Below are 23071 nucleotides of genomic sequence, written 5' to 3' on the forward strand. Positions count from 1 at the left end.
CCCCCGGCCGGGTTCATGAGCCTGGCACCTCGATCTTGCCCAGCAGCGGCGGGTCGCCGGGGTTGATGCTGTGGCGCTCGATCATGCGATGGACGCGGGGATCGCCCTTGCCGCGATGCAGGGCGCGCATGGCGACGATCACCTCATGGTCGGACTTGGTGCGGCGCAGGTTGTGGCGCACGTAATCGTCCCAGGTGGCGAGGTGATAGCTTTCCGACCAGACGCGCGGGTTTTCCAGGTCGCGCAGCAAGGCCCAGTTGCGCGCGCCGTTGCGGCGGCGGATTGCGCGGCGGCGGGCCATCAGGCGCAGGAACTCGGGCGTGTCCTCGGGGTCGATGAGATAGTCCACCATGACCACGATCGGCCCGGACCGCCCGCGCAGGTCCAGGGCAAGCTGCGGCTTGCGGAACTGCCCGGCGGGGTCGAGGTCGAGCTTGCCGAACTCGGGCTGGCTGAACCAGTGCCCGATCACGGCCCCAAAGATCAGCAGCCCCGCGGCCCAGGCCAGCGCCGCATCCACCCCCTGCGCGTCGGCCAGCATCCCCCACAGGAAGCTGCCCGCCGCCATGCCGCCAAAGGTGGCGGTCTGGTACAGCGCCAGCGCCCGCGCCACCACCCAGCGCGGCGTGGACAACTGGACGGTCACGTTGAACAGCGACAGCGCCAGCACCCAGGACGCGCCCGCCGGCAGCAGCGCCAGCCCCTGCAGATAAACGTTGTCGGTGGTCGAGATCAGCAGGCAGGAGATCGCAAAGCCCATGAAGGCCACGCGGACCACGTTCTCGTTGTTCATCCGCTCGCGGATGCGGCTGTTCGAGGCGGCGCCGAGGATCGCGCCCAGGCCATAACAGCCCAGCAGCAGGCCGAGGGTCAGCGAGCCACCCTCGGGGTGTTCGGTCGCGATCAGGGGCAGCAGGGCCAGGATGGCCACCGCCGAAAAACCGAACAGTGCCCCCCGTGCCAGCACCCGCATCAGGTTCGGGGACAGCGCCACATAGCGCAGTCCGGCGGCGATCGCGGGGGCCAGCGGCTCGGGCGGGGCGATGCGGACGCGCGCTGGCGGCTTCCAGCGGATCAGGGCGAAGAGCAGCGGCACATAGCTGAAGGCGTTGACCGCAAAGGCCGCCGCGGCGCCGTAAGCCGCCACGATCAGCCCGCCCGCCGCCGGCCCGACCGAGCGCATCAGGTTGAAGCCGACCGAGTTCAGCGTGACCGCCGCCGGCAGGTCCGCACGCGGGACCAGGTCGCCTATGCTGGCCTGCCACGGCGGGTTGTAGAGCGCCTGCCCCAGCCCGATCAGGAAGGTCAGCGCCAGCAGGCTGTAGGGGTCGAGCCAGCCGTAGGTCGCGACCACCGCCAGGAACAGCGACACGCTGGCCATGACCCCCAGCGCGATCAGCAGCAGCCGCTTGCGCTCGAAGATGTCGGCCAGAGCGCCCGACAGCAGCGCGAACAGCATGATCGGCAGGGTGTTGGAGGCCTGCACCAGCGCCACCAGCGTGGCGCTGTCGGTCAGTTGCGTCATCATCCAGGCCGCGCCCACCGCCTGTACCAGCCCGCCGAAGTTCGAGACCAGCGTTGCCGCCCAGAGGGTGCGGAACGCCTTGTGACGGAACGGGGCAAGGGCGGAGGGGCGGGACATCAGGGTCACACTAGCGGCGGCGGCGGGAAGGGCAATCGGACGCTGGCCTGCCCGGCAAGGAAGCGCGGCTTGACGGCGATGGTTCCGCCGTCATGCTGGCCGGCGCTGTCCCGAACCGAGGATGCCTCATGACCGATCCGCGCCCCATGCCCATCCCGGACCGCCTTGCCGGGCGCCAGCTTGCGTTGCGGGCGATCATGGACGGGCGGGGCTTGGACGCGGTGATCCTGTCCTCTCTGCCGAGCCTGGCCCATTACGGCGGGCTCGGGAGCGGCGACGCATCCTGCCTGCTGGTCGTCACCGCGCGCGAGGCAAGGCTGGCCTGGCCGGGACACCCGCCCGGGATATGGGCCGAGGCCACGGCCCTGCTGCCTGACAACTGTGCGCTGGGCCACGAGGACGATGTTCCGGCGGATGCGCTTGCGGCGGTGCAGCGGCTCAGGCGGCCCCGGCGGCTGATCTCCATATCCGCCGACATCGCCCGCCAGATCGCGGAAGGATGAAAGACCCCCGCCCGAGGAAAGGCGGGGGTCCAGAGCGGCGGCCTTCGGGGGAGGAGCCGGCCGCCGGACGGCCGCGCGCTCAGCGGCGGCCGGTGAACAACGAGACGATCACCAGCAGGATCACCGCGCCGATGGTCGAGAACACGATCGAGCCGAGAAAGCTCGTGCCGCGGACGGTAGCGCCCGCGGCCGGTCCGGCCCCGAGGTTCCAGCCCAGCGTCGGGAACAGCCAGCTTGCCAGAACGGCGCCCAGGACGCCCACCACGATGTTCATCAGGCTGCCCTGACCGTGGCCCTTGACGATCTTGCCGGCAAGCCAGCCGGCGATGGCGCCGATGATGATGGCGACGATGAAGCCCATGCTTGGTCCCTTTCCAGATGCGGCGGGGCTTGTGCAGCCGCCGGATGTCCCCCGAACGTCGGGCTGGCCCGGGGGTTCCGGGGCAGGGAAAGGGTGGTGCCGCGCTGCGGCATATGGGCAACGGATCACGGCGTGATCAAAAGATCGCGGGCGCGGCAAATATGCCACGTGCCGGGCGCGACTCCCCTGTGTTTCTTGACGTATGGGCATGAACTCCGACCTATGGACCGATCGGATCGGCTTGCGACCCATGGCCGCGATTCGTGCCGTCCACCCTGCCAACCTCCGGCCGCCGCGCGGCATCCCGTGCGCGGTCATGCGTGAAGGAAACCCTTGATGCGTCTCGCCTCTGCCGCGCTGCTGGCATGTGCCCTCGGCCTTGCCGCCTGTGGCCCCGACAACCGGGCCGCGCAGGCCCCCGAAACCAGCAACTTCGTTCCCCAGGCTTATCAGGCGCGCATCGACCGCGGCCCCAACGGCGAGCCGCTGGACATCCCGGCGATCAAGCCCGCCTACCTGCGCGAGCGCAACGTGCGGACCGTCGTTCCCTATAACGGTCCCGATGCGCCCGGCACGGTCGTGGTCGATCCCTATGCGCGCTTCCTTTACCTGGTCGAGAATGGCGGCATGGCCACCCGTGTCGGCATCGCCGTTGGCCGCGCCGGCGTGGGCTACGCCGGCACCGCGACCATCCGGCGCAAGGCGCAGTGGCCGTCCTGGACGCCGACCGCGAACATGGTCGCGACCGAGCCCGAGCTTTACGCCCAGTTCCGGGGCGGCGTGCCGGGTGGCATCGGCAACCCGCTGGGGTCGCGGGCGCTGTATCTCTACGAAGGCAGCCGCGACACCATGTACCGCATCCACGGGACCATGGACCCCTCGTCGGTCGGCAAGGCGACCTCGGCGGGCTGCATCCGGCTGTTCAACCAGGACATCATGGACCTGTATGACCGCATCCCGATGGGCACGACCGTCAAGGTCCGCACCGAGGCCGAATCGCGGGCGCTGGAAGGCCCGCTGCGCCAGACCCCTGACGGCTATCTGGAACCGGCGCAGTTTGTCGCTGCCGTTGTCCAGCCCGTGGCCGTTGCCCCTCAGCCCGTGGTGGTGGCTTCCCAGCCCGTCGCGGTGGTCGCCCAGCCCGTCGCGCCGCCTGCCACGCCCCTGATCGAAAGCGCCGTCCCTCGGCGCCGCTTCTGAGAATCGGCGGGATTTGAGTAAAAGCCCGGCCCCCGCGCCGGGCTTTTCCTGTTGCGCTGTCCGGGATCTTGCGGGAACCTGCCGCCAAAACAGACAATTGCGGCGACTGCCTTTCCCCTGCGCGAGGATGACCATGGCCAAGACCCCGACCCCGGAAGCAAGCGGCGATGACGAGGCCTCGGCCGATGAAGGTCTTGTCGAGAAAAGCCGCTCCCCGGCTCTGGAAAAGCATGCCGACCGCACGCTGAAGTCCCTGGCCCGGCGGATCGAGGAAGCGCGCGATGCTGCCGGCGACCGTGGCGACGAACAGGGCGCCAGGCAGCTTGGCGGCGCGCTGCGGCGGGTGCGGGCCGAGGTCCGCCGCCGCAGCGAAGCCGGGACAGGGGATGCCTCTCCGGAACAGCCTGCGGCTGCGGAAGCCGCCTCGGCGCCGAAGGTGGGCCGTCCGGCACGGGCACCGGGCGTGCGCGCCGGGCGTCCCGGCGCGCGCAAGCCAGAGAAAGCCGGCCGGGTGAAGGCTGGCGAATCCATCCCCGCCCCGGTGCCGCAGGCCGGCCCCGACAGCGCCGCTGCTGATCCCGCCGCATCCGCCCCGGTGCCGCTGGCCCCCCCGCGCCGCGAGACCGCCGCTGCCCGGCCGAAACCTTCCAAGGAGGACAAGGCCGAGAAGAAGGCCCGCAAGGAGGCCGAGAAAGCCGAGCGCAAGCGCGTCAAGGACGCCGAGAAGGCCGAGCTGAAAGCCGCCCGCAAGGCCGAGAAGAAGGCCGCCAGAGAGGCCGAGAAGGCTGACAGGAAGGCGAAGAAGGGCAGCGGGAAGGCCGAGGGGACGACGGCATAGCCTTTCGCCGCGGCTCTGGCTTCTGCCAAAGGTTCACAGGCGCGCGCGCTCTTGCTATCGGGGGCCTGTCGATTGCAAAGGAAAGATCCGTGCGCTGCTGTTTCCAGCTTGTCGTGATCGCGGCTCTGGCCGCGGCCCCCGTTCTTGCCGAGGATGTGCCCGCCGCTGCCATGACCGTGATCGCGGCGGCCGATGCGGATGCGCAGGCCCCGCTGTCCGATGCCGCGATGGACACCGTCGCCTCTGATGCGCCGGTCGTGTCGGACAGTCCGGTGCCTGACGCCGCCGCAGTTCCCGCCGTCCCGGCCGAAAGCCCCGACGTGCCGCCGCTGACCGATCCCGTGGCCCTGATCGGTCCGCCCATGCCTGCACCTGACACAAAAGACCGCCGCTGCACGGCGGACGGGCGCAGCTGCATCGCCGTCGCCACCTATGTCGCCGATGTCTGTTCCACGATCGAGAAGGCCGCGGGAGAGAACCGGCTGGATCCTAATTTCCTCGCCCGGCTGTTGTGGAAGGAAAGCCTGTTCGAGCCCGAGGCGGTCTCGCCCGCGGGGGCCCTCGGCATCGCCCAGTTCATGCCGGGAACGGCGCGCATCCGAAAGCTGGACGATCCGATGAACCCGGCCAAGGCCATCCATGCCTCGGCCGACTACCTGCGCCATCTGATCGACGGCTTTGGCAACATGGGGCTGGCCGCCGTCGCCTATAACGGCGGCGAAGGGCGGGCCTCAAGTTTTTCCAAGGGCAGCGATTCCTTGCCTTATGAGACGCGGGACTATGTCGAGGCGATCACCGGCTTCAACGCCTGGAAATGGCGCGACGATCCGCCGCCGCAGATCGATGTGCGGCTGGACAAGGACAAGCCCTTTGGCGACGCCTGTGTGCAACTGGCCGCGAACCGGACGCTCAAGGAGTTCTCGGCCACCCAGCGCAGCTTCCCCTGGGGGGTGATCCTTGCCTCGCATCCCCGGCAGTCGGGCGTGCAGCAGCATGTCGAGCGGCTGAACAGCCGGTTGCGCCCGATCCTGGGCGGCAAGCGGATCACCACGGTCCGCAAGACCATGTCGGGCAGCGGCAAGCGGGTCTACACGGCGCAGGTCGGCTATTCCTCGCGCACCGAGGCCAATGCCTTCTGCAGCCAGTTCCGCGCCTTGGGCGGGCGCTGCATCGTGCTGAAGAACTGACGGAAAGGTGCGTGGAAACCACGCACCCTGCGAGGTCGGGAAGGGATGGGCCAAAGGGTAGCGCCGTAGGGTGCGTGCTCTGCATGCTCCTTCGCCACAGCCTCACTCGACCCACCGCACCTTTGTCAGATCATTGGCGGGAGTGGGCGCGTTCTGCCACAGCCCCTCGATCCGCGCATCCGCGACGCCGGGCTTGGCCAACTGGAACAGGAAGGCGGCGGGGCTGTCCTCGGCCAGCATCTCCTGCGCCTGTTTCAGCAGGGCGCTGCGCTCGGCCGGATCGGTCGAGGCGGTGAAGCGGCCGATCACGTCGCGGTAGGCCGGGTTGTCATAGCCGATGTAATAACCCTCGCGGGCGTAGATATCGATGTCCATGGGCTCGACATGGCTGATGATGGTCAGGTCGAAATCGGCCCCGCGGAAGACTGTTTCCAGCCACTGCGCCCATTCCATGTTGGTGATCCGCGTCTCGATCCCGACCGCGCGCAACTGCGCGGCCACGATCTCTCCGCCGCGCCGGGCATAGGGCGGGGGCGGCAAGGCCAGCCGCAGGGTCAGGCCGGATACCCCCGCCTCGGCCAGCAGGGTGCGGGCGCGGTCCGGGTCATGGGGCGAGCGGTCCAGAAGGTCCACATAATCCGGGTGATGCGGCGCGAAGTGGCTGCCGATGGGGGTGCCATGGCCAAACATCGCCCCGTCGATGATCGCTTGCCGGTCCACCGCCAGGGCAATGGCCTTGCGGACGCGCGGATCGTTCAGCGGCGCATGGCGGTTGTTCATGGACAGGATCGTCTCGCCCTCGGTCGTGCCCACGATCACCTTGAAGCGCGGGTCGGCCGCAAGCTGGGGCAGGGTTTCCGGGGCGGGATAGATCGGGAATGCGTCCACGTCGCCCGCCATCATCGCCGCAAAGGCCGCCGTCGGGTCCGGGATGAAGCGGAAAGTGGCCGAGCGCAGCGCGGGCTTGTCGCCCCAGTAGCCGTCGAAGGCTTCCAGCGTGATGTGGTCGCCCTGGGTCCATTCGCCCAGGCGGAACGGCCCGGTGCCGACAGGCGCCGTCGCCGCCTGCGCGGCCGAGGCGGGGTCCAGCATCACCGCATCGCCCCAGGCCATCTTCCACGGGAAGCTGCCGTCCGGCCCGTCCAGCGTCACCCGGACCAGATCCGGCTCCACGGCCTCGACCCCGGTGATCCCGGCGAAGAGCTGCTTCTGGGCGTTGGTCGAATCCTCGGCCCGCGCCCGGTCCAGCGAGAAGACCACGTCCGAGGCGTCGAACGTCGCGCCGTCGTGGAAGGTGACGCCCTGCCGCAGCCTGAACTCGTAGACAGCGCCGTTGTCCTTTGCCTGCCACTCCAAGGCGAGGCCGGGGACGATCGTTCCGTCTGGTGCGAAGCGGGTCAGCCCCTCGAAGAGGTTGGCATAGACCACCTCGTCGATGGCGGCGGCAGCGTTGGCAGTGGGGTCCAGCCCCTGCGGCTCCAGCACCATGCCCAGCCGGATCGTGTCGGTGGCCGCCAGCGCCGGTGTGGCGATCAGCGCGATAACGGCGGGCAGCAGGCGGTCGAGCATGGGCGTTCCCCTGTGACGAAGCGTGGCGCGGACACTACGAGGCTTGCCGCCACGCGATCAAGCGCGCTGTCGGGTTTTCGGGGGGAAGGCCTGCTGCAATGGCCCTGCCAGCAGCAGCCACAGCGAGCTGATGACTAGCCCCCACAGCGCCCAGCTTTGCGGGTGGAAGTCCACCGCGATGGCCCAAAGCGCGCAGGCGACCCAGGCCGCCATCATCGGCAGCGACACCACGCGCCAGCGCGCCGTGCGGACGGGGTGAATGAACTTGACCGGCAGGAACATCGCCACGGTCAGGGGGATCACCAGCGCCAGGATCACCCAGTAGGACGGCTTCAGCGCAAACAGCACCAGCACCAGCATGTTCCAGCAGGCCGGAAAGCCCGCAAAGCTGTTGTCCTTTGTCTTCATCCGCGTATCGGCCATGTACAGAAGCGAGCCGTAAACGATGGCGATGGTGCAGACCCACCCGGTCCAGCCCGGCAGCAGCCCCGACTGGAACAGCGCAAAGGCCGGGATGAAGATCCAGGTGATGTAGTCGATCATCAGGTCCATCACCACGCCGTCATAGCTGGGCCAGTTTTCCTTGACCCGATAGCGGCGCGCCAGCGGCCCGTCGATCCCGTCCACGACCATGGCGACGATCAGCCAGACGAACATGGTGGACCAGTCCCCGTCCACCGCGGCCAGCAGTGCCAGCACCGCCCAGATGACGCCCGTGGCGGTGAAGAGATGGACCCCGAGGGCCTTGAGACGCAGGTTCATGCGGCTTTCTCGCACCCCGGCCGCGGTCATGCAATCGGATCAGACAGGGGGAATGGGCAGGGCCGAGGTCGCCTTCATCTCCTCCATCGACAAAAGCGCGGTGACGTTCTGGATGCGGACCTCGGAAATCAGCGACTGGTAGAAGCGGTCGTAGGCCCGCGCGTTCCTGACCACGACCTTCAGGATATAGTCGATGTCGCCCGCCAGCCGGTGCGCCTCGATCACCTCGGGGCGGGCGCGGACGGCAGCCATGAAGCGGGCGGCCCAGTCGGCGTCATGCTCGGTCGTGCGGATCAGGACGAAGAAGCAGGCCTCCAGTCCCAGCGCCTCGGCATCCAGCAGCGCGACCTGCGCGCGGATCACGCCCTGTTCCCGCATCCGCCGGATGCGGTTCCAGACGGGGGTGCGCGAGGCGCCGACGCGGGTGGCGATCTCCTCCAGCGGCAGGCTCGCGTCCTGCTGCAGCAGGGACAGTATCTTACGGTCCAGTTCATCCAGCCGGACCGGAGTCTGCGTTTGTACGGTCATCAGGACGATCTTCCCAGTTGTTCCACCGTTCGGCAGTGAGACTGTCCTTATTTCCCCTGCGCTCTGGCTTTTAGCAATATCTTTTTCCTATTTTAAAGGCTGCATTACAAGGCGTCTCTCATGTCCAAGACCTTCGTCCCCTCGCCCGGCACGCCCGCCGTGCTGACCGCCAACAACCTGCTGGACGGGCTGTCCGTCTGGATGTCGGCGCAAGGATGGACCACGGACCCGAAGGCCGCCAGGCTTTACGAGGACGCCGCCACCGCCGAAACCGCGCTGCTGGCCGCTCAGGCCCAGCCCGATGTCGTGGTCGGCCCCTACCTGGTCGAATCGGGCCGCGATGAGGCCGGCCTGCCGATCCCTGTCCATTTCCGCGAGGCCTTCCGCCAGAAAGGCCCCTCGGTCGAGACCAACGCCACTTTTACCTCCGAGGCTGCCCATGCTTGACGCCATCAACGACGACGGCCGCGCCTATCTGCAGCACCGCGCCCAGCAGTTCCGCGCGCAGGTCGCGCGGCGGCTGGACGGCAGCCTGACCGAGGACGAGTTCCGCCCCCTGCGTCTGATGAACGGCGTCTATCTGCAGCTTCACGCCTACATGCTGCGGGTCGCGATCCCCTACGGCACGATCAGCCCGAACCAGATCCGCGGACTGGCCGACATCGCCGACCGCTGGGACCGCGGCTACGGCCATTTCACCACGCGGCAGAACATCCAGTTCAACTGGGCCAAGCTGGTGGACATCCCCGACATGCTGGACGCGCTGGCCGACGTGGGGCTGCACGCCATCCAGACCTCGGGCAACACCGTCCGCAACGTGACGACCGACGCCTTCGCCGGCGCCGCCGCCGACGAGATCGAGGACCCGCGCCCCTGGGCCGAGCTTCTGCGCTTCTGGTCCACCGACCATGCCGAGTTCCAGTTCCTGCCGCGCAAGTTCAAGATCGCCATTTCGGGCGGCAAGCGCGACCGCGCGGTAATCGCCGCCCATGACATCGGGTTGCGCCTGCGCCGCCAGGACGGGAAACTCGGCTTCCAGGTCTGGATCGGCGGCGGCCTTGGCCGCACCCCCATGATCGGCAAGGTCGTGCGCGAGTTCCTGCCCGCCGAGGACCTGCTTCCCTATGTCGAGGGCATCCTCGCCGCCTACAACCTCAGCGGCCGGCGCGACAACAAGTACAAGGCGCGCCTGAAGATCACCGTGGCCGAGCGCGGACTCGACGTGCTGCGCGAGGAGATCGAGGAAGAGTTCCAGCGCCGCCGCGCCGTCTTCCAGGGTCATGACGAGGCCCTGCTGGCCCGCCTGCGCGACCGCTTCGCCGCGCCCGTCTTCCGCGAGGTGGACGACAGCGCCTATGAGGCTGCGCTTGCCGCGAACGGGGCCTTCCGCTCCTGGATCGACACCAACCTGTCGGAACATCGCACCCCCGGCTATGCCAGCGTGACCGTGACGCTGAAGGCGCCGGGCGCGATTCCGGGCGACTGCACGTCCTCGCAGATGCGCCTGATCGCGGAACTGGCCGAGCGTCATGCCCATGGCGACATCCGCATCGCGCATGACCAGAACATCGTCCTGCCGCATGTGCCGAAGTCCGAACTGCCCGCGCTTTACGACAGCTTGCGCGATGCCGGGCTGGCGACGGCCAACGCGGGGCACATCACCGACATCATCTCCTGCCCCGGTATGGACTTCTGCACGCTGGCGACCGCGCGCTCGGTCCCGATCGCGCAGGAACTGGCGGAATACGTCCGCGCCCGCGACCTCGACGACGAGATCGGCAAGTTCGACGTCCGCATCTCGGGCTGCATCAACGCCTGCGGCCATCACCACCTGGGGCACGTGGGCATCCTCGGGCTGGATCGGGCAGGGGTCGAGAACTACCAGATCACCCTTGGCGGCGACGGCTACGAGATGCCGGCCATCGGCGAGCGCGCCGGCGCAGGCTTCCCCTACGACCAGGTCGTGCCCGCCATCGGCCGGCTGATCGACGCCTACCTCGAGGTTCGGGAATCGCCCGAAGAACGCTTCATCGACGCCCTGCGGCGGCTGGGGCCTGCGCCCTTCAAGGCGGCGCTTTACCCGGTTGAGGCAAGCAATGCTTGACGCCAACCTCGACAGCCGCGCCGCCACGCTGAACGCGCGCTACCGCAACCACGCGGCGGTGCAGGTGCTGCGCCATGCGCTCTCGGACCCCGACCTTGGCCGGGTGGCGCTGGTGTCCTCCTTCGGGGCAGAATCGGTCGTGCTGCTGCACATGCTGTCGGTCGCCGCGCCCGACACGCCGGTGCTGTTCATCGACACCGAGATGCTGTTCCCCGAGACGCTGGACTACCAGCGCGAGATCGCTGCGCGCCTGCCCCTGACCGATATCCGCGTGATCCGCGCGGCGCAGGACGAGATCGCGGCGGTCGATCCCGACAACACCCTGCACCAGCGAGACACGGATTCTTGCTGCAATGTCCGCAAGGTGGTGCCGCTGGAACGGGCGCTGTCGCAGTTCGACGCCTGGATCACCGGCCGCAAGCGCTTTCAGGGCGGCGAGCGGAAGGAACTGGACTTCTTCGAGCCCGAGCCTCCGCTGCGGCTGCGGGTGAATCCTCTGGCGCACTGGCGGCCGCAGGACGTCGCAGACTACATGGACGAGAACGCGCTGCCCCGGCATCCGCTGGTGGCGCGGGGCTATCCCTCGATTGGCTGCGCCCCCTGCACCTCGCCGGTGAAGGAAGGCGAGGACCCCCGCTCGGGCCGCTGGCGCGGCTCGGCCAAGACCGAATGCGGCATCCATTTCATCGGCGGCAAGATCGTGCGCGGCCCCGTCGCGCCGGAACCCGAGCCGGAGGTTGCGCGGGCTGCCCCCGCCGCCCATCTGCACGTAGTCACGCCCGCCGAGGAAAGCTCCGCTGCCAGCAAGGATCAAGAGATGACGACCGCCGAGCAGACCCAAGCCTCCCCCACTGCCACGACCGAGGCAGACGCACCGGTGCTGGTCCGCGACGACGGCTTTCATCCGCTGGACGGCACGCCTGCCGTCAGCCTGCCGTCCGACACCGATCCCGACACGCTGGCGGATCACCTGAACGCGGCGATGATCGCCGTCGAGTTCCCCGCGATGACCGACGGCCGGGGCTTCACGCTGGCGCGGCTGCTGCGCGAACTGGGCTACACGGGCCGCATCCGGGCGACCGGTAGCCTGATCGCCGACCAGTATGCGATGGCCCGCCGCGTCGGCATCGACGAGGTGCAGATTTCGGCCGCCCTCGCCAAACGGCAGCCGGCGGAGCAGTGGCTCGCCCGCGCCGACTGGCGCGAGTGGGACCACAGGTCGCGGCTGGCGGGCTAGTCCCCGACAGCCTTACACCCTATCTGATTACGGACATCCGAAATGACCCTGGATATTCCCTTGGCCGACGAGCCCCACGCGATGCAGACCAGATCGACCGCCACCCTCATGCCGGACGCGCAGACCGTCACGGCGGTCAGGCACTGGACGGACTGGCTGTTCTCCTTCCGCGTGACGCGGCCCGCGTCCCTGCGCTTCCGCTCGGGCGAGTTCGTGATGATCGGCCTGCCTGGCGACAACGGCAAGCCGGTCCTGCGGGCCTATTCCATCGCCTCGCCCAACTGGGACGAGGAGCTTGAGTTCTACTCGATCAAGGTGCCCGAAGGCCCGCTGACCTCGCGCCTGCAGCACATCAAGCCGGGCGACCAGATCATCCTGCGGCCCAAGCCCGTGGGCACGCTGGTCCTTGACGCGCTGCTGCCCGGCAAGCGGCTGTGGTTCCTGGCGACCGGCACCGGCATCGCGCCTTTCGCCTCGCTGATGCGCGACCCGGAAACCTTCGAGCGCTACGAGCAGGTCGTGATGATGCACACCTGCCGCACCGCGGACGAACTGGAATACGGCCGCGAACTGGTCGAGAACCTGCGCAACGACGAATTGCTGACCGAGCTTTACGGCACCAGCTTTGCCGACCGGCTGCTGTATTATCCGACCACCACGCGCGAGGATTACCCGCACATGGGCCGGATCACCGACAACCTGACCAGCGGCAAGGTCTTTGCTGACCTCGGGCTGCCGGCGATGAACCCGACCGAGGATCGGGCGATGGTCTGCGGCAGCCTCGCCTTCAACGTGGACGTCAAGGCGGTGCTGGAGGGCTTCGGCCTGCACGAAGGCGCCAACAGCGAGCCGCGCGAGTTCGTCGTGGAAAAGGCCTTCGTGGGCGAGGGCGTCTGATCTCGGCAACTTTTGTTGCAGGGGCAGAACCTTCGTTTCTTTCGGGGGGTTCATCCGAGGCAGATTTTTGCGCCCTCGGAGGAGACCCCATGAAGAAGCTGCTTCTGATCACCGCCTTCAGCCTCGCCAGCGTCGGCATGGCCGCGGCCCAGACCGCGACCCCGCCGACCGATGGCACGGTCGCCGCGACGCCTCCTGCCGGCGCGGCGACATCCACAATGACACCCGCTGCGACGGCCACAACCACGGCCGCGGACGGGACTACCACCACCACCACGGCCACCGGGACGGCGGCTGCAGGGACTACGGAAGCCGCGGGTGCGGCCGCCGTCATGCCCGCCATGGCCCCGCAGGACTTCGTCAACAGCGCCGCCAGCGGCGGCATGTTCGAGGTCCAGTCGAGCGAACTGGCGCTGGAACGCAGCCAGACTCCCGCCGTTCAGGAGTTCGCTCGGATGATGATCGCCGATCACTCCGCCGCGAACGAGGAACTGAAGGCCGTTGCCGAAGGCAAGGGCCTGACGGTGCCCACCGAGATCGCCGGGCCTCCGGCCGAGCATATGTCCGCCGTGCAGGCGGCCGAGGGCGAGGCCTTCGATCAGACCTACATGCAGCACCAGGTGCAGGCGCATGAGGAAACGATCATGATGTTCCAGGCCGAGGCCCAGAACGGCAGCGATCCCGACCTGCGCGCCTTTGCCGAAAAGACCCTGCCCACGCTGAACGCCCATCTTCAGCACGCCCAGGGCCTGGCCACGGGCAACTGAGATCGCCCGTCTTCGACCGGGGCGCCGCGACCGCAGGGTGGCGGCGCCCTTTCTCATGCGGCACGAAGCCCGCGTTGACTCCGCGAGCCGCGGCCACCATGTTGCCGGGCCAAATCTGCCAAAGGTCGCCCCATGCCCGTCGTCGTCGTCGAATCCCCGGCCAAGGCCAAGACAATCAACAAGTATCTGGGCGACGACTACACCGTTCTCGCGTCCTTCGGCCATGTCCGCGACCTGCCGCCCAAGGACGGGTCCGTAGATACGGACGATGATTTCGCGATGAAATGGGAAGTCGCGGCGGATTCGAAGAAGCACGTCAAGGCGATCAAGGACGCGCTGGCGTCGGACCCCAACCTGATCCTGGCCACCGACCCCGACCGCGAGGGCGAGGCGATTTCCTGGCACCTGCGCGAGGCGCTGGCGTCCTCGCTGAAGAAGGGCGCGCAGGTCAGCCGCGTGACCTTCAACGCGATCACCAAGAGCGCCGTGACCGAGGCGATGGCGAACCCGCGCGAGATCGACCAGCCGCTGGTCGATGCCTATCTTGCGCGTCGGGCGCTGGACTACCTCGTGGGCTTCAACCTGTCGCCGGTGCTGTGGCGCAAGCTGCCGGGCGCCAAGTCCGCTGGCCGCGTCCAGTCCGTCGCCCTGCGGATCATCGTCGACCGCGAGATGGAGATCGAGGCGTTCCGCGCCCGCGAATACTGGTCGGTCCATGCGACTCTGGCGACGCCCAAGGGCGACCAATACCGCGCCACGCTGGTCACCTATGCGGGCAAGAAGCTGGAACGCTACGATCTGGCGAATGAGGAAGCCGCCAAGCTGGCGGTGAAGGCCGTGGAAAGCCGCGACCTGACCGTGACCTCGATCATGTCCAAGCCCGCGAGCCGCAACCCTTGGCCGCCCTTCATGACCTCGACCTTGCAGCAGGAGGCGAGCCGCAAGCTGGGTCTCGGTGCCCGGGCCTGCATGAGCGCGGCGCAAAGGCTCTACGAGGCGGGCCACATCACCTACATGCGGACCGACGGCATTGACATGGCGCCCGAGGCGATCATGGCAGCACGCGACGCCATCAAGGCGCGCTTCGGGGATGCCTATGTCCCCCAAAGCCCGCGCATCTACAAGAACAAGGCCAAGAACGCGCAGGAAGCGCATGAATGCATCCGGCCCACCGACATGATGCTGTCCCCCGACAGGCTGAACGTCGAGCTCGAGCAGAGGAAGCTCTACGACCTGATCTGGAAGCGCACGCTCGCGTCCCAGATGGAAGCCGCGCGGATGGAGCGGACCACCGTCGAGATCGGCTCGGCCGACGGGCAGGTGGGCCTGCGCGCGACGGGTCAGGTGATGCTGTTCGACGGCTTCCTCAAGGTCTACGACCAGGGCACCGACGACGACGAGGGCGAGGACAGCGCCCGCCTGCCGCAGATCGCGCAGGGCGAGCCGGCCGCCAAGCGCGGCGTCGTGCCGGAACAGCATTTCACCCAGCCGCCGCCCCGCTATACCGAGGCCACGCTGGTCAAGCGGATGGAGGAACTGGGCATCGGCCGACCCTCGACCTATGCCAGCATCGTCACCACCATTCAGGACCGCGAATACGTCCGCAAGGACAAGAACCGCCTGATCCCCGAGGACAAGGGCCGGCTGGTGACGGCCTTCCTGACCCGTTACTTCCCGCGCTACGTCAGCTACGACTTCACCGCCGATCTGGAAGGGGAACTCGACGACATCTCCTCGGGCGAGCGGGAATACCGCGAGGTCCTGCGCCGCTTCTGGCGCGACTTCACCGCCGCGCTGGAGGGCACCAGCGAGCTTCGCATCACCGAGGTGCTGGAGGCTATTGACGAGGCCTTGGCCCCGCATCTCTATCCGGCTCGCGCCGACGGGGGCGATCCGCGCGAATGCCCGCTTTGCGGCAAGGGGCGGCTGAACCTCAAGACCGCGCGCTCGGGCGGGGCCTTCATCGGCTGCAACAATTATCCCGAATGCCGCTACACCCGCCCGATCTCGGGCGCGGAAGGCGAGGCGGTGGGCGACACGGTTCTGGGCCTCGACCCCGAGGGCATCGAGATCAGCCTGAAGAACGGCCGCTTCGGCCCCTATGTCCAGCGCGGCGAGGCGACGGCGGAACAGCCCAAGCCCCCCCGTGCGTCCATCCCCAAGGGCTGGGACGCAGGCTCGATGGATCTGGAAAAGGCGCTGATGCTCTTGGACCTGCCGCGCGAGATTGGCCCCCACCCCGAGGATGGCGTGACCATCGAGGCGGGGATCGGCCGCTACGGCCCCTACGTCAAGCACGGGCCGCGCTATGCCAACCTGCCCGAGGTGGACGAGGTCTTCACCATCGGCATGAACCGCGCGGTCGAAGTGCTGGCCTCGAAACCCCAGCGGGGCCGCGCCGCGCCCGCGGCGCCCTTGGCGGAACTGGGCGAGCATCCTGAGGGCGGCGCCGTGCAGGTCCTGAACGGCCGCTTCGGGCCCTACGTCAAATGGGGCAAGGTCAATGCTACCCTGCCGCGCGACATGGCGCCTGAATCCGTGACGATGGAACAGGCGCTGGAACTGATCGCCGCCAAGGCATCGAAGGGCGGCAGGAAGCCTGCGCCGAAGAAAGCCGCCAAGGAGCCCGCGAAGGCCGCCCGCAAGCCCGCCGCGAAGAAGCCGGCTGCGTCGAAGACCGCAAAGCCGGCGGCGAAAGCGACGGCTCGGAAAACCGCCAAGGCAGATGCTGCGTCAAAGGCAGCCGAAACCTGAGCCGGACCCGCATGAAGCCGTCCTTGCGGAAATGCGATCCACCACCTGAGCCGGACGTGCCCTTGTCACGCTTGGAATGGGTATTTACGCCAGAAAGAAGCCGCTTCTTTCTGGCGTAAATACCCATGCGACCGTGAAGCCTGCCCCGCCTGCGCCTTTTCGGCCGTGCCCCTGGCAAGGAACCCCGCCCATGCAGACCCTCCTCCTTTCCCTGGCGCTGGCAGGTCCGCTTGCCGCGACAATCCTGGCGCCCGTCGGGGCGCATGAGGTGGCCGACCATATCCTGCCCGTCCACTATGTCTGCGAAGGCGGCCTGACGATGGAGGTCGTCTTCCTCAACACCGCGGGCGGCAACAGCTATGCCTTTGTCCTGGCGGACGGCGAGATGACCCCGATGCGGGTCGCCGTCTCGGCCTCGGGCGCGCGCTACCTGTCGCTTGAGGAGCAGCCCACCCGCCAGTTCTGGGAAGCAAAGGGCCGCGCCGATCTGTGGGCGCTGGAGGGTCAGGCGGAAACGCGGCTGCGCACCGGCTGCGCGCCCGCCGGGGAAGGCGAGGCAGCCCCTCGTTGACACCTGCAGCCCCCCCGTGCAGAACCGCATGAACGGTTTGCACGGGGGGACCATGCGCAAGGTTTACGATAGCGCGGATGCCGCGCTGGAAGGGGTGCTGCGGGACGGGATCACCATCGCCGCCGGGGGATTCGGCCTTTCCGGCATCCCGGAACTGCTGATCGCGGCGATCCACAAGTCCGGCGTCAAGGACCTGACGGTCGCGTCCAACAACTGCGGCGTGGACGGCTTCGGCCTAGGCATCCTGCTGGACAGCAAGCAGATCAAAAAGATGCAGTCCTCCTATGTCGGCGAGAATGCCGAGTTCATGCGCCAGTATCTGTCGGGCGAGCTTGAACTCGAGTTCAATCCGCAAGGGACGCTGGCCGAGCGGATGCGGGCCGGCGGCGCCGGCATCCCCGGTTTCTACACCAAGACCGGCGTCGGCACCGTCATCGCCGACGGCAAGGAAGTGAAGACCTTCGACGGTGAGGACTATATCCTCGAACGCGGGATCGTCACCGACCTGTCCATCGTCAAGGCCTGGAAGGCCGACGAGACGGGCAACCTCGTCTTCCGCAAGACCGCGCGCAACTTCAATGTGCCCGCCGCCACCTGCGGTCGCGTCTGCGTCGCCGAGGTCGAGGAGATCGTGCCCGCGGGCAGCCTTGACCCCGACCACATCCACCTGCCCGGCATCTACGTCCACCGCATCGTCCAGGGCGAACACGAGAAGCGCATCGAGCAGCGCACCACCCGCAAGCGGGCCGATCAGAACACCGCGCCCGCCGCGCAAGGGGAGAAAGCCTGATGCCCACCGAAGCAAAGGGTTGGGACCGCAACCAGATGGCCGCCCGCGCCGCGCAGGAGCTTGAGGACGGCATGTATGTCAACCTCGGCATCGGCATCCCGACGCTGGTGTCGAACTATATCCCCGAGGGCGTCCACGTGACGCTGCAATCGGAAAACGGAATGCTCGGCATGGGTCCCTTCCCCTATGAGGGCGAGGAGGACCCCGACCTCATCAACGCCGGCAAGCAGACGATCACCGAACTGCCGCACTCGGCCTATTTCGACAGCGCCACCAGCTTCGCCATGATCCGCGGCGGCAAGATCGCCATGGCGATCCTGGGGGCGATGGAGGTGGCGGAAAACGGCGATCTGGCGAACTGGATGATCCCCGGCAAGCTGGTCAAGGGCATGGGCGGGGCGATGGACCTTGTCGCCGGCGTCAAGCGCGTGGTCGTGGTCATGGACCACACCAACAAGGCGGGCGAATCCAAGGTGCTGAAGGACTGCACCCTGCCGCTGACCGGCAAGGGCGTGGTGGACCGCATCATCACCAACCTGGGCGTGCTGGACGTGGTGCCGGGCGGGCTTTCGATCGTGGAACTGGCCGATGGCGTGACCGAGGAGGAACTCCGCGTCGCGACCGAGGCCACGATTGTCAACTGAGCCCGTCCGCCGCGCGCTGCGCTGGACGGATGCCGAGGGCCAGGGGCTGGAACACTGCCTTGTGACCCTCGATGACACGGGCCTGACGCTGGAAGGCGTCGTGGCCGGAACGCGGGACGGCAAATATGGCGCGCATTACAAGGTGCGCGCCGATGCCGGTGGACGGACGCGAGAGGTCCGGGTCCGCTGTCTCGGCGGCCCGGAACTGTGTCTAACCGTGGACGAAGGCGCCTGCTGGCGGGACGCGATCCGCGGCGCCGACCTGCCGGACCTCGACGGCTGCCTGGACGTGGATCTCGGGATCACGCCCTCGACCAACACGCTGCCGATCCGTCGGCTGAGGCTGAAAGTCGGGCAATCGGCCGAGGTTCGCGCCGCCTATGTCCCGTTGCCCTCCGAGATCGAGGGCGACTTCCTGCCCCGCCCGGCCGACCAGCGGTATACCCGGCTGACGGACCGGCTCTGGCGCTATGACGGCTTGTTGTGGAACTTCACCGCCGATCTGGCCGTGGACGACCTGGGACTGGTGCTGGACTACCCAGTGCTGTTCCGCCGCCTGCGTCCGAAGGACGCGCTGACGGATGCGGACCCTCCTGCATAAGCCGACGAGCCTGCGAAATGACTATACCCGAAGGAACCGCCGCGAGCCTGACCCCTGACCGGATCGCCGCGCTCTTCACTGGCCCTGATGACGCCTTCCTCTGCGCCCGCTGGGGGCGTCCGGTCGCGCCGGTGGTCTTCGGCCTTGACGACGCCTCGCTGTCGGTCTTCCGCGCTGCGACCGCCGCCGTCTTCGCCCATGCGCGCCACCCGCTGACCGACACCGACCCAGACATGGGCGCGAACCTGATGGTCTTCGCCGTCCGCGACTGGGAGGACCTGGCGGGCCTGCCCGACCTCGACCGCCTGACCGGGATGGAGGGTCTGCCGGATCGGCTGGCCAGGCAGGGTGCCGACCAGTATCGCCTGTTCCGCTTCGACCCCGACGGCAGCATCCGCGCCGCTTTCGCCTTCCTGCGCCTCGGCGGCGCGCTGGGTCAGGCCCATCCGGCGCAGCTGGCCGAATCCGTCGCCGTTAATGCGCTGCTGACCTGGGCGCATCCGGTCACGCCCTCGCAGCCGCTGGCCGCCCTGATCCGCGCCGCCTACGACCCGCTGCTGCTCGCCTGCGCCCGCGACCCGAGCCACGCGCTGCGGCTGGCCGCCCGGCTTCAGGCTTCTTCTTCGTAGAAATATCCCGGGGGAGCCGTCCGCAAGGACGGCGGGGGCAGCGCCCCACGTCTTCGCCAAGGTTCCCTTCAGTCGCCTGACGTGCTTGACCCTCGCCCGAGCCGGCAAGGACCACCGCCATGACCCACCGTTTCCCCGTCCGCGTTTATTACGAGGACACCGACCTCGGGCAGGTTGTCTATTACGCCAACTACCTGAAGTTCATCGAACGCGGCCGCAGCGAGTGGCTACGCGCCGCCGGCGTGGACCAGCGGCAGTTGCTTGAACAGCATGATCTCGCCTTCGTCGTCCGCCGGGTCGAGGCCGATTACCTGCGCCCCGCCCGCTTTGACGACCGGCTCGATGTCGTCACGTCGCTGGACCATGCCGGCGGCCCGAAGATCGTCGTGGCCCAGTCCGTCGAACGGGACGGCACGGTGCTGTTCACCGCCCGCGTCACCGTCGTCTGCGTGGACTTGCGGACCATGCGGCCCCATCGCCTGCCGCCCGCGGTGGCCGCGGCCTTGTCCGGCTGAGACGGCCGCCCGCGGCGCACAGAACTGTGTTGCCGGTTTGTGTGGCCTTCACCGGCAGGATAAGGGAAAACGCGCGCAACCACGGCAGGACAGGCTTCATGGAAAACCTTGCAATCGGCGCCCCGACCGACTTTTCGCTGATCGCGCTGTTCCTGCGCGCGGGCCTGACCGTCAAGATCGTGATGGTGCTGCTGGTGCTGGCCTCGGTCTGGTCCTGGGCGCTGATCGTCCAGAAGACGATGGTCCAGACCGCCGCCCGCCGTGACAGCACAAGCTTCGACCGCCGCTTCTGGTCGGGCGAGCCGCTGGACGATGTCTTCGACCGCATGAACGGGCGCGCGCGGGGTCCGGCCGAGCGGATCTTCTCGGCCGGGATGGGCGAATGGCGGCGCTCGCAGACGGATGACGGCGGGCTCATTCCCGGCGTCATGCAGCGGGTGGACCGGGCCATGAACGTCGCCATCGGGCGCGAAAGCGACCGGCTGACGCGGGGCCTGCCGATTCTTGCCTCGATCGGATCGACCGCGCCCTTCATCGGGCTCTTCGGCACCGTCTGGGGCATCAAGACCGCCTTCGAGGGCATCGCGCTGAGTCAGGACACCAGCCTTGCCGTCGTCGCCCCCGGCATCGCCGAGGCGCTGGTCGCGACCGCGCTGGGCCTTCTGGCCGCAATCCCGGCGGTGATCTTCTACAACAAGCTGTCCAGCGACGCGAACCGCATCAGCGGCGGGCACGAGGCTTTCGCGGACGAATTCGCCACCATCCTCTCGCGTCAGACCGAGGCCGGCTGATGGCGGGCGGTCTTTCGCGCCGTGGCGCCGGCCGGCGGGGCCGCGACCGCCTGGCGCCCATGGCGGAAATCAACGTCACGCCCTTCGTGGACGTGATGCTGGTGCTGCTGATCATCTTCATGGTCGCGGCCCCCCTGCTGACCGTGGGCGTGCCGCTGCAACTGCCGCAGACGGCCGCCGAGGCCGTGACGGCGGAACCCGAAGAGCCGCTGACCGTCTCGCTACCGGCCGAGGGGCCGCTGGTCCTGATGACCACCGAGGTTCCTGCGGGCGAGCTGATCCCCCGCTTGCGCGCCGTCGCCGCCGAACGGCAGTCGAGCCGCATCTACCTGCGCGCCGACGGCGCCGTGGCCTATGCCCGGGTGATGGAGGTCATGGGCGCGCTGAACGCGGCCGGTTTCCGCGACATCGTGCTGGTCACCGACTCTGGCGGCCCGCGGATGGATGGCTGACCCGTTTCCCCCCAACGAGGCGCGCGAGCGCCGGATCGGCGCCTGGATCTCGGGCGCGGCGCACGCGGGCCTGATTGCTTGGGTGGCGGTCAGTGGCGCCCTGTTCCGCGCCCCCCAGGCGCCCGCGCTGCGGATGTCGCCCGTGGAAACCATCTCGGCCGTCGAGTTCGAGGCGATGGCCGCCGCCGCCCGCGGCTCGGGTCCGATCGGACAGGAGGCCTCGGCCATCCCCGCACAGCCCCGCCCGCCCTCGGACGAGGTGATCGCCGGCGGCCCCGTGGCGATGGCCCCGCCCGCCCCGAATGCCGATCCGCAGGCGCTGCCCGCGCCCGAGTTCGCCGGCGAGGCTGCGCCGAACCTGTCCGACCTGCAGGTGCCGCAATCTCCTGTCACCGTGGCGACCGTGGCGCCGATGCCGCAGCAACCCGCCAGCCTGCAGGACGAGGGCGCGCCGGGCGACCTGCCCGCGGCGCTGGACCTGCCGCCCGCGCTGCCACGGGTTGCGGCGGTACGGCCGCTGCCCTCGCCTAGTGCGGAAGGCGCTGCACCCGCGGCCCCGCCGCCGCCACCGGTCCTGACCGCCTCCGAAGCGCCCTTCGACGTTGCCGCTGCCCGCCAGCGCCGCGCCGACCGCATCGCCGCCGCCGAAGCGCAGGCCCTTGCAGCAGCACAGGCCACCGAGGCGGCCCGGCAGGCGGAAGCCGCGCGTCAGGCCGAGGCCCTGCGTCAGGCCGAGGCTGCCACCGAAGCCGCCCGCCAGCAGGCCGCCGCCGCGGCCGCCCGCGTCGCCGCCGAAGCCGCCGCCCGCGCCGAGGCGGAACGTGCCGCAGCCGAGGCCGCTGCCGCCGAGGAAGCCCGCCGCGCCGAGGCCGAGGCCAGCGCTGCAGCCGAAGCCGAACGACAGGCCGCGCTGGAGGCCGAGCGGCAGGAGCAGGAGCGCCTTGAGACCGAAGCCCGCGCAGAGGCCGAGGCCGAGGCAGCGGCCCGTCGCGCCGAGGAACAGCGTCTGGCCGAGGAAGCCCGCCGCGCGGAACAGGAACGCCTCGCCGAAGAAGCCCGCCGAACCGAGGAGCGCCGGATCGCCGAGGAAGCCCGCCGTGCCGAGGAGCAACGCGAGGCGCAAGAGGCCCGCCGCCGCGCCGAGGAGGAGGCTGCCGCCGCCGCCGCCGAGGCGCTGGCCCGGACCGAGGAGGAAGCCGCCCGTGCCCGCGCCGAGGCCGAGGCCCGCGCGCAGGCCGAGGCCGCGCAGCAGGCGCCCGACGATCCCGACCCGCTGATGCAGGCGCTGAACGAGGCGCTGGACCTGCCCGGCGCCACCGAAGATGGCGGCGGCGGCCGCGCCGCGATGGGACCGCCCCTGTCGCAAGGGGAAAAGGACGGACTCAGGCTGCAGATCGAATCCTGCTGGAACATTGGCTCGCTGTCGCGCGAAGCGCAGCGGACTTCGGTGTCGATCCAGTTCTCGATGTCGCCCGACGGGATGCCCGAACCGGATTCGCTGCGGATGATCGGCTTCGACGGCGGATCGGAAGCGGCGGCGGAGAGGGCCTTCGAGGCCGCAAGCCGGGCCATCCGGCGCTGCGCCCTGCAGGGCGGCGGCTTCAACCTGCCGGCCGAGAAATACACCCGCTGGCGCGACACGATCATCGACTTCCGCCCCCAAGGCGGTCCCTCGATCCGGTGACGATGGCCCGCATTTCCATCACACCCCAAACAGGTTAGGTTGCGC

Annotated in this window: 24 protein-coding genes and 1 pseudogene; 20 read left to right on the top strand and 5 right to left on the bottom strand. The window is 68.8% G+C overall.

Translation table 11 applies throughout. The features are described from left to right. Positions 1–13 precede the first annotated feature (13 nt). The gene (locus H5395_RS06045) at positions 14–1642 is read right to left on the bottom strand and encodes an MFS transporter (protein WP_220494857.1); all 1629 of its coding nucleotides are present in this window, start codon (positions 1640–1642) and stop codon (positions 14–16) included. Positions 1643–1770: 128 nt separating this feature from the next. Here H5395_RS06045 and H5395_RS06050 point away from each other — a divergent pair, with 128 nt between their 5' ends. Further along, positions 1771–2145 (top strand): hypothetical protein, encoded by a 375-nt coding sequence (locus H5395_RS06050; protein WP_182791636.1) that lies wholly within the window; start codon positions 1771–1773, stop codon positions 2143–2145. 79 nt (positions 2146–2224) lie between these two features. Here H5395_RS06050 and H5395_RS06055 read toward each other — a convergent pair whose 3' ends face one another. Next, positions 2225–2506 carry a GlsB/YeaQ/YmgE family stress response membrane protein gene (locus H5395_RS06055; protein ID WP_182791637.1) on the bottom strand — a complete coding sequence of 94 codons (282 nt, stop codon included), beginning with the start codon at positions 2504–2506 and terminating at the stop codon, positions 2225–2227. A gap of 336 nt (positions 2507–2842) precedes the next feature. Between H5395_RS06055 and H5395_RS06060 the strand changes: the two genes are divergently transcribed. The 3 genes from H5395_RS06060 (at position 2843) to H5395_RS06070 (ending at position 5731) form a co-directional block, all read left to right on the top strand. Next, positions 2843–3706: a L,D-transpeptidase gene (locus tag H5395_RS06060; protein ID WP_182791639.1), complete on the top strand. Its 864-nt coding sequence runs from the start codon at positions 2843–2845 to the stop codon at positions 3704–3706. Between the two features lie 133 nt (positions 3707–3839). Then, positions 3840–4544: a hypothetical protein gene (locus H5395_RS06065; protein ID WP_182791640.1), complete on the top strand. Its 705-nt coding sequence runs from the start codon at positions 3840–3842 to the stop codon at positions 4542–4544. A gap of 89 nt (positions 4545–4633) precedes the next feature. After that, positions 4634–5731, top strand: a complete 1098-nt coding sequence (locus tag H5395_RS06070) for a transglycosylase SLT domain-containing protein (protein WP_370576395.1) — start codon at positions 4634–4636, stop codon at positions 5729–5731. A gap of 102 nt (positions 5732–5833) precedes the next feature. Here H5395_RS06070 and H5395_RS06075 read toward each other — a convergent pair whose 3' ends face one another. Genes H5395_RS06075 through H5395_RS06085 form a run of 3 tightly spaced genes read right to left on the bottom strand, consistent with a single transcriptional unit; the run spans position 5834 to position 8590 of the window. Further along, positions 5834–7300: an ABC transporter substrate-binding protein gene (locus tag H5395_RS06075; RefSeq protein ID WP_182791641.1), complete on the bottom strand. Its 1467-nt coding sequence runs from the start codon at positions 7298–7300 to the stop codon at positions 5834–5836. Positions 7301–7357: 57 nt separating this feature from the next. Next, entirely contained in the window at positions 7358–8062 is a 705-nt protein-coding gene (locus H5395_RS06080; protein ID WP_182791643.1) for a phosphatidylcholine/phosphatidylserine synthase, read from the bottom strand. A 39-nt stretch (positions 8063–8101) separates the two neighbouring features. Continuing rightward, positions 8102–8590 (bottom strand): Lrp/AsnC family transcriptional regulator, encoded by a 489-nt coding sequence (locus H5395_RS06085; RefSeq protein WP_182791644.1) that lies wholly within the window; start codon positions 8588–8590, stop codon positions 8102–8104. Positions 8591–8710: 120 nt separating this feature from the next. On the opposite strand from H5395_RS06085, the gene H5395_RS06090 reads away from it, so the two are divergent. From H5395_RS06090 to H5395_RS06160, 16 genes and pseudogenes are all read left to right on the top strand, one after another. Continuing rightward, positions 8711–9037: a DUF2849 domain-containing protein gene (locus H5395_RS06090; protein ID WP_182791645.1), complete on the top strand. Its 327-nt coding sequence runs from the start codon at positions 8711–8713 to the stop codon at positions 9035–9037. Continuing rightward, a complete protein-coding gene (locus H5395_RS06095) occupies positions 9030–10694 on the top strand; it encodes a nitrite/sulfite reductase (RefSeq protein WP_182791646.1) in 1665 nt (554 codons plus the stop codon). Before H5395_RS06090 ends, H5395_RS06095 begins: the two co-directional genes overlap by 8 nt. Beyond that, positions 10687–11412: pseudogene (locus tag H5395_RS18510) on the top strand (phosphoadenylyl-sulfate reductase); the annotation flags it as partial. The gene H5395_RS06095 and the pseudogene H5395_RS18510, both read left to right, overlap by 8 nt. A gap of 99 nt (positions 11413–11511) precedes the next feature. Beyond that, positions 11512–11931, top strand: a complete 420-nt coding sequence (locus H5395_RS18515) for a DUF934 domain-containing protein (protein WP_220494869.1) — start codon at positions 11512–11514, stop codon at positions 11929–11931. Positions 11932–12012: 81 nt separating this feature from the next. After that, positions 12013–12828 carry a ferredoxin--NADP reductase gene (locus H5395_RS06105; RefSeq protein ID WP_304612833.1) on the top strand — a complete coding sequence of 272 codons (816 nt, stop codon included), beginning with the start codon at positions 12013–12015 and terminating at the stop codon, positions 12826–12828. Positions 12829–12917: 89 nt separating this feature from the next. Then, positions 12918–13595 carry a DUF4142 domain-containing protein gene (locus tag H5395_RS06110; RefSeq protein WP_182791649.1) on the top strand — a complete coding sequence of 226 codons (678 nt, stop codon included), beginning with the start codon at positions 12918–12920 and terminating at the stop codon, positions 13593–13595. A gap of 132 nt (positions 13596–13727) precedes the next feature. Beyond that, entirely contained in the window at positions 13728–16349 is a 2622-nt protein-coding gene (topA, locus tag H5395_RS06115; RefSeq protein ID WP_182791650.1) for a type I DNA topoisomerase, read from the top strand. A 190-nt stretch (positions 16350–16539) separates the two neighbouring features. Continuing rightward, positions 16540–16920 (top strand): MliC family protein, encoded by a 381-nt coding sequence (locus H5395_RS06120; protein WP_182791651.1) that lies wholly within the window; start codon positions 16540–16542, stop codon positions 16918–16920. 52 nt (positions 16921–16972) lie between these two features. Then, entirely contained in the window at positions 16973–17710 is a 738-nt protein-coding gene (locus H5395_RS06125; RefSeq protein ID WP_182791653.1) for a CoA transferase subunit A, read from the top strand. Continuing rightward, entirely contained in the window at positions 17710–18354 is a 645-nt protein-coding gene (locus H5395_RS06130; RefSeq protein ID WP_182791654.1) for a CoA transferase subunit B, read from the top strand. The genes H5395_RS06125 and H5395_RS06130 overlap by 1 nt, the downstream gene beginning before the upstream one ends. Beyond that, a complete protein-coding gene (locus H5395_RS06135; RefSeq protein WP_200559346.1) occupies positions 18344–18955 on the top strand; it encodes a putative glycolipid-binding domain-containing protein in 612 nt (203 codons plus the stop codon). The genes H5395_RS06130 and H5395_RS06135 overlap by 11 nt, the downstream gene beginning before the upstream one ends. A gap of 17 nt (positions 18956–18972) precedes the next feature. Continuing rightward, entirely contained in the window at positions 18973–19584 is a 612-nt protein-coding gene (locus H5395_RS06140; RefSeq protein ID WP_182791656.1) for a hypothetical protein, read from the top strand. Positions 19585–19703: 119 nt separating this feature from the next. Continuing rightward, entirely contained in the window at positions 19704–20099 is a 396-nt protein-coding gene (gene ybgC / locus H5395_RS06145) for a tol-pal system-associated acyl-CoA thioesterase (RefSeq protein ID WP_182791657.1), read from the top strand. Between the two features lie 98 nt (positions 20100–20197). Then, positions 20198–20890, top strand: coding sequence for a protein TolQ (gene tolQ / locus H5395_RS06150; protein WP_182791659.1), 693 nt, complete (start codon positions 20198–20200; stop codon positions 20888–20890). Next, positions 20890–21342: an ExbD/TolR family protein gene (locus tag H5395_RS06155; RefSeq protein WP_182791660.1), complete on the top strand. Its 453-nt coding sequence runs from the start codon at positions 20890–20892 to the stop codon at positions 21340–21342. The genes tolQ and H5395_RS06155 overlap by 1 nt, the downstream gene beginning before the upstream one ends. Next, positions 21335–23026 carry a protein TolA gene (locus H5395_RS06160; protein WP_182791661.1) on the top strand — a complete coding sequence of 564 codons (1692 nt, stop codon included), beginning with the start codon at positions 21335–21337 and terminating at the stop codon, positions 23024–23026. Before H5395_RS06155 ends, H5395_RS06160 begins: the two co-directional genes overlap by 8 nt. Positions 23027–23071 lie beyond the last annotated feature (45 nt).

This window comes from Paracoccus sp. MC1854 (assembly GCF_014164635.1).
GTDB lineage: Bacteria > Pseudomonadota > Alphaproteobacteria > Rhodobacterales > Rhodobacteraceae > Paracoccus.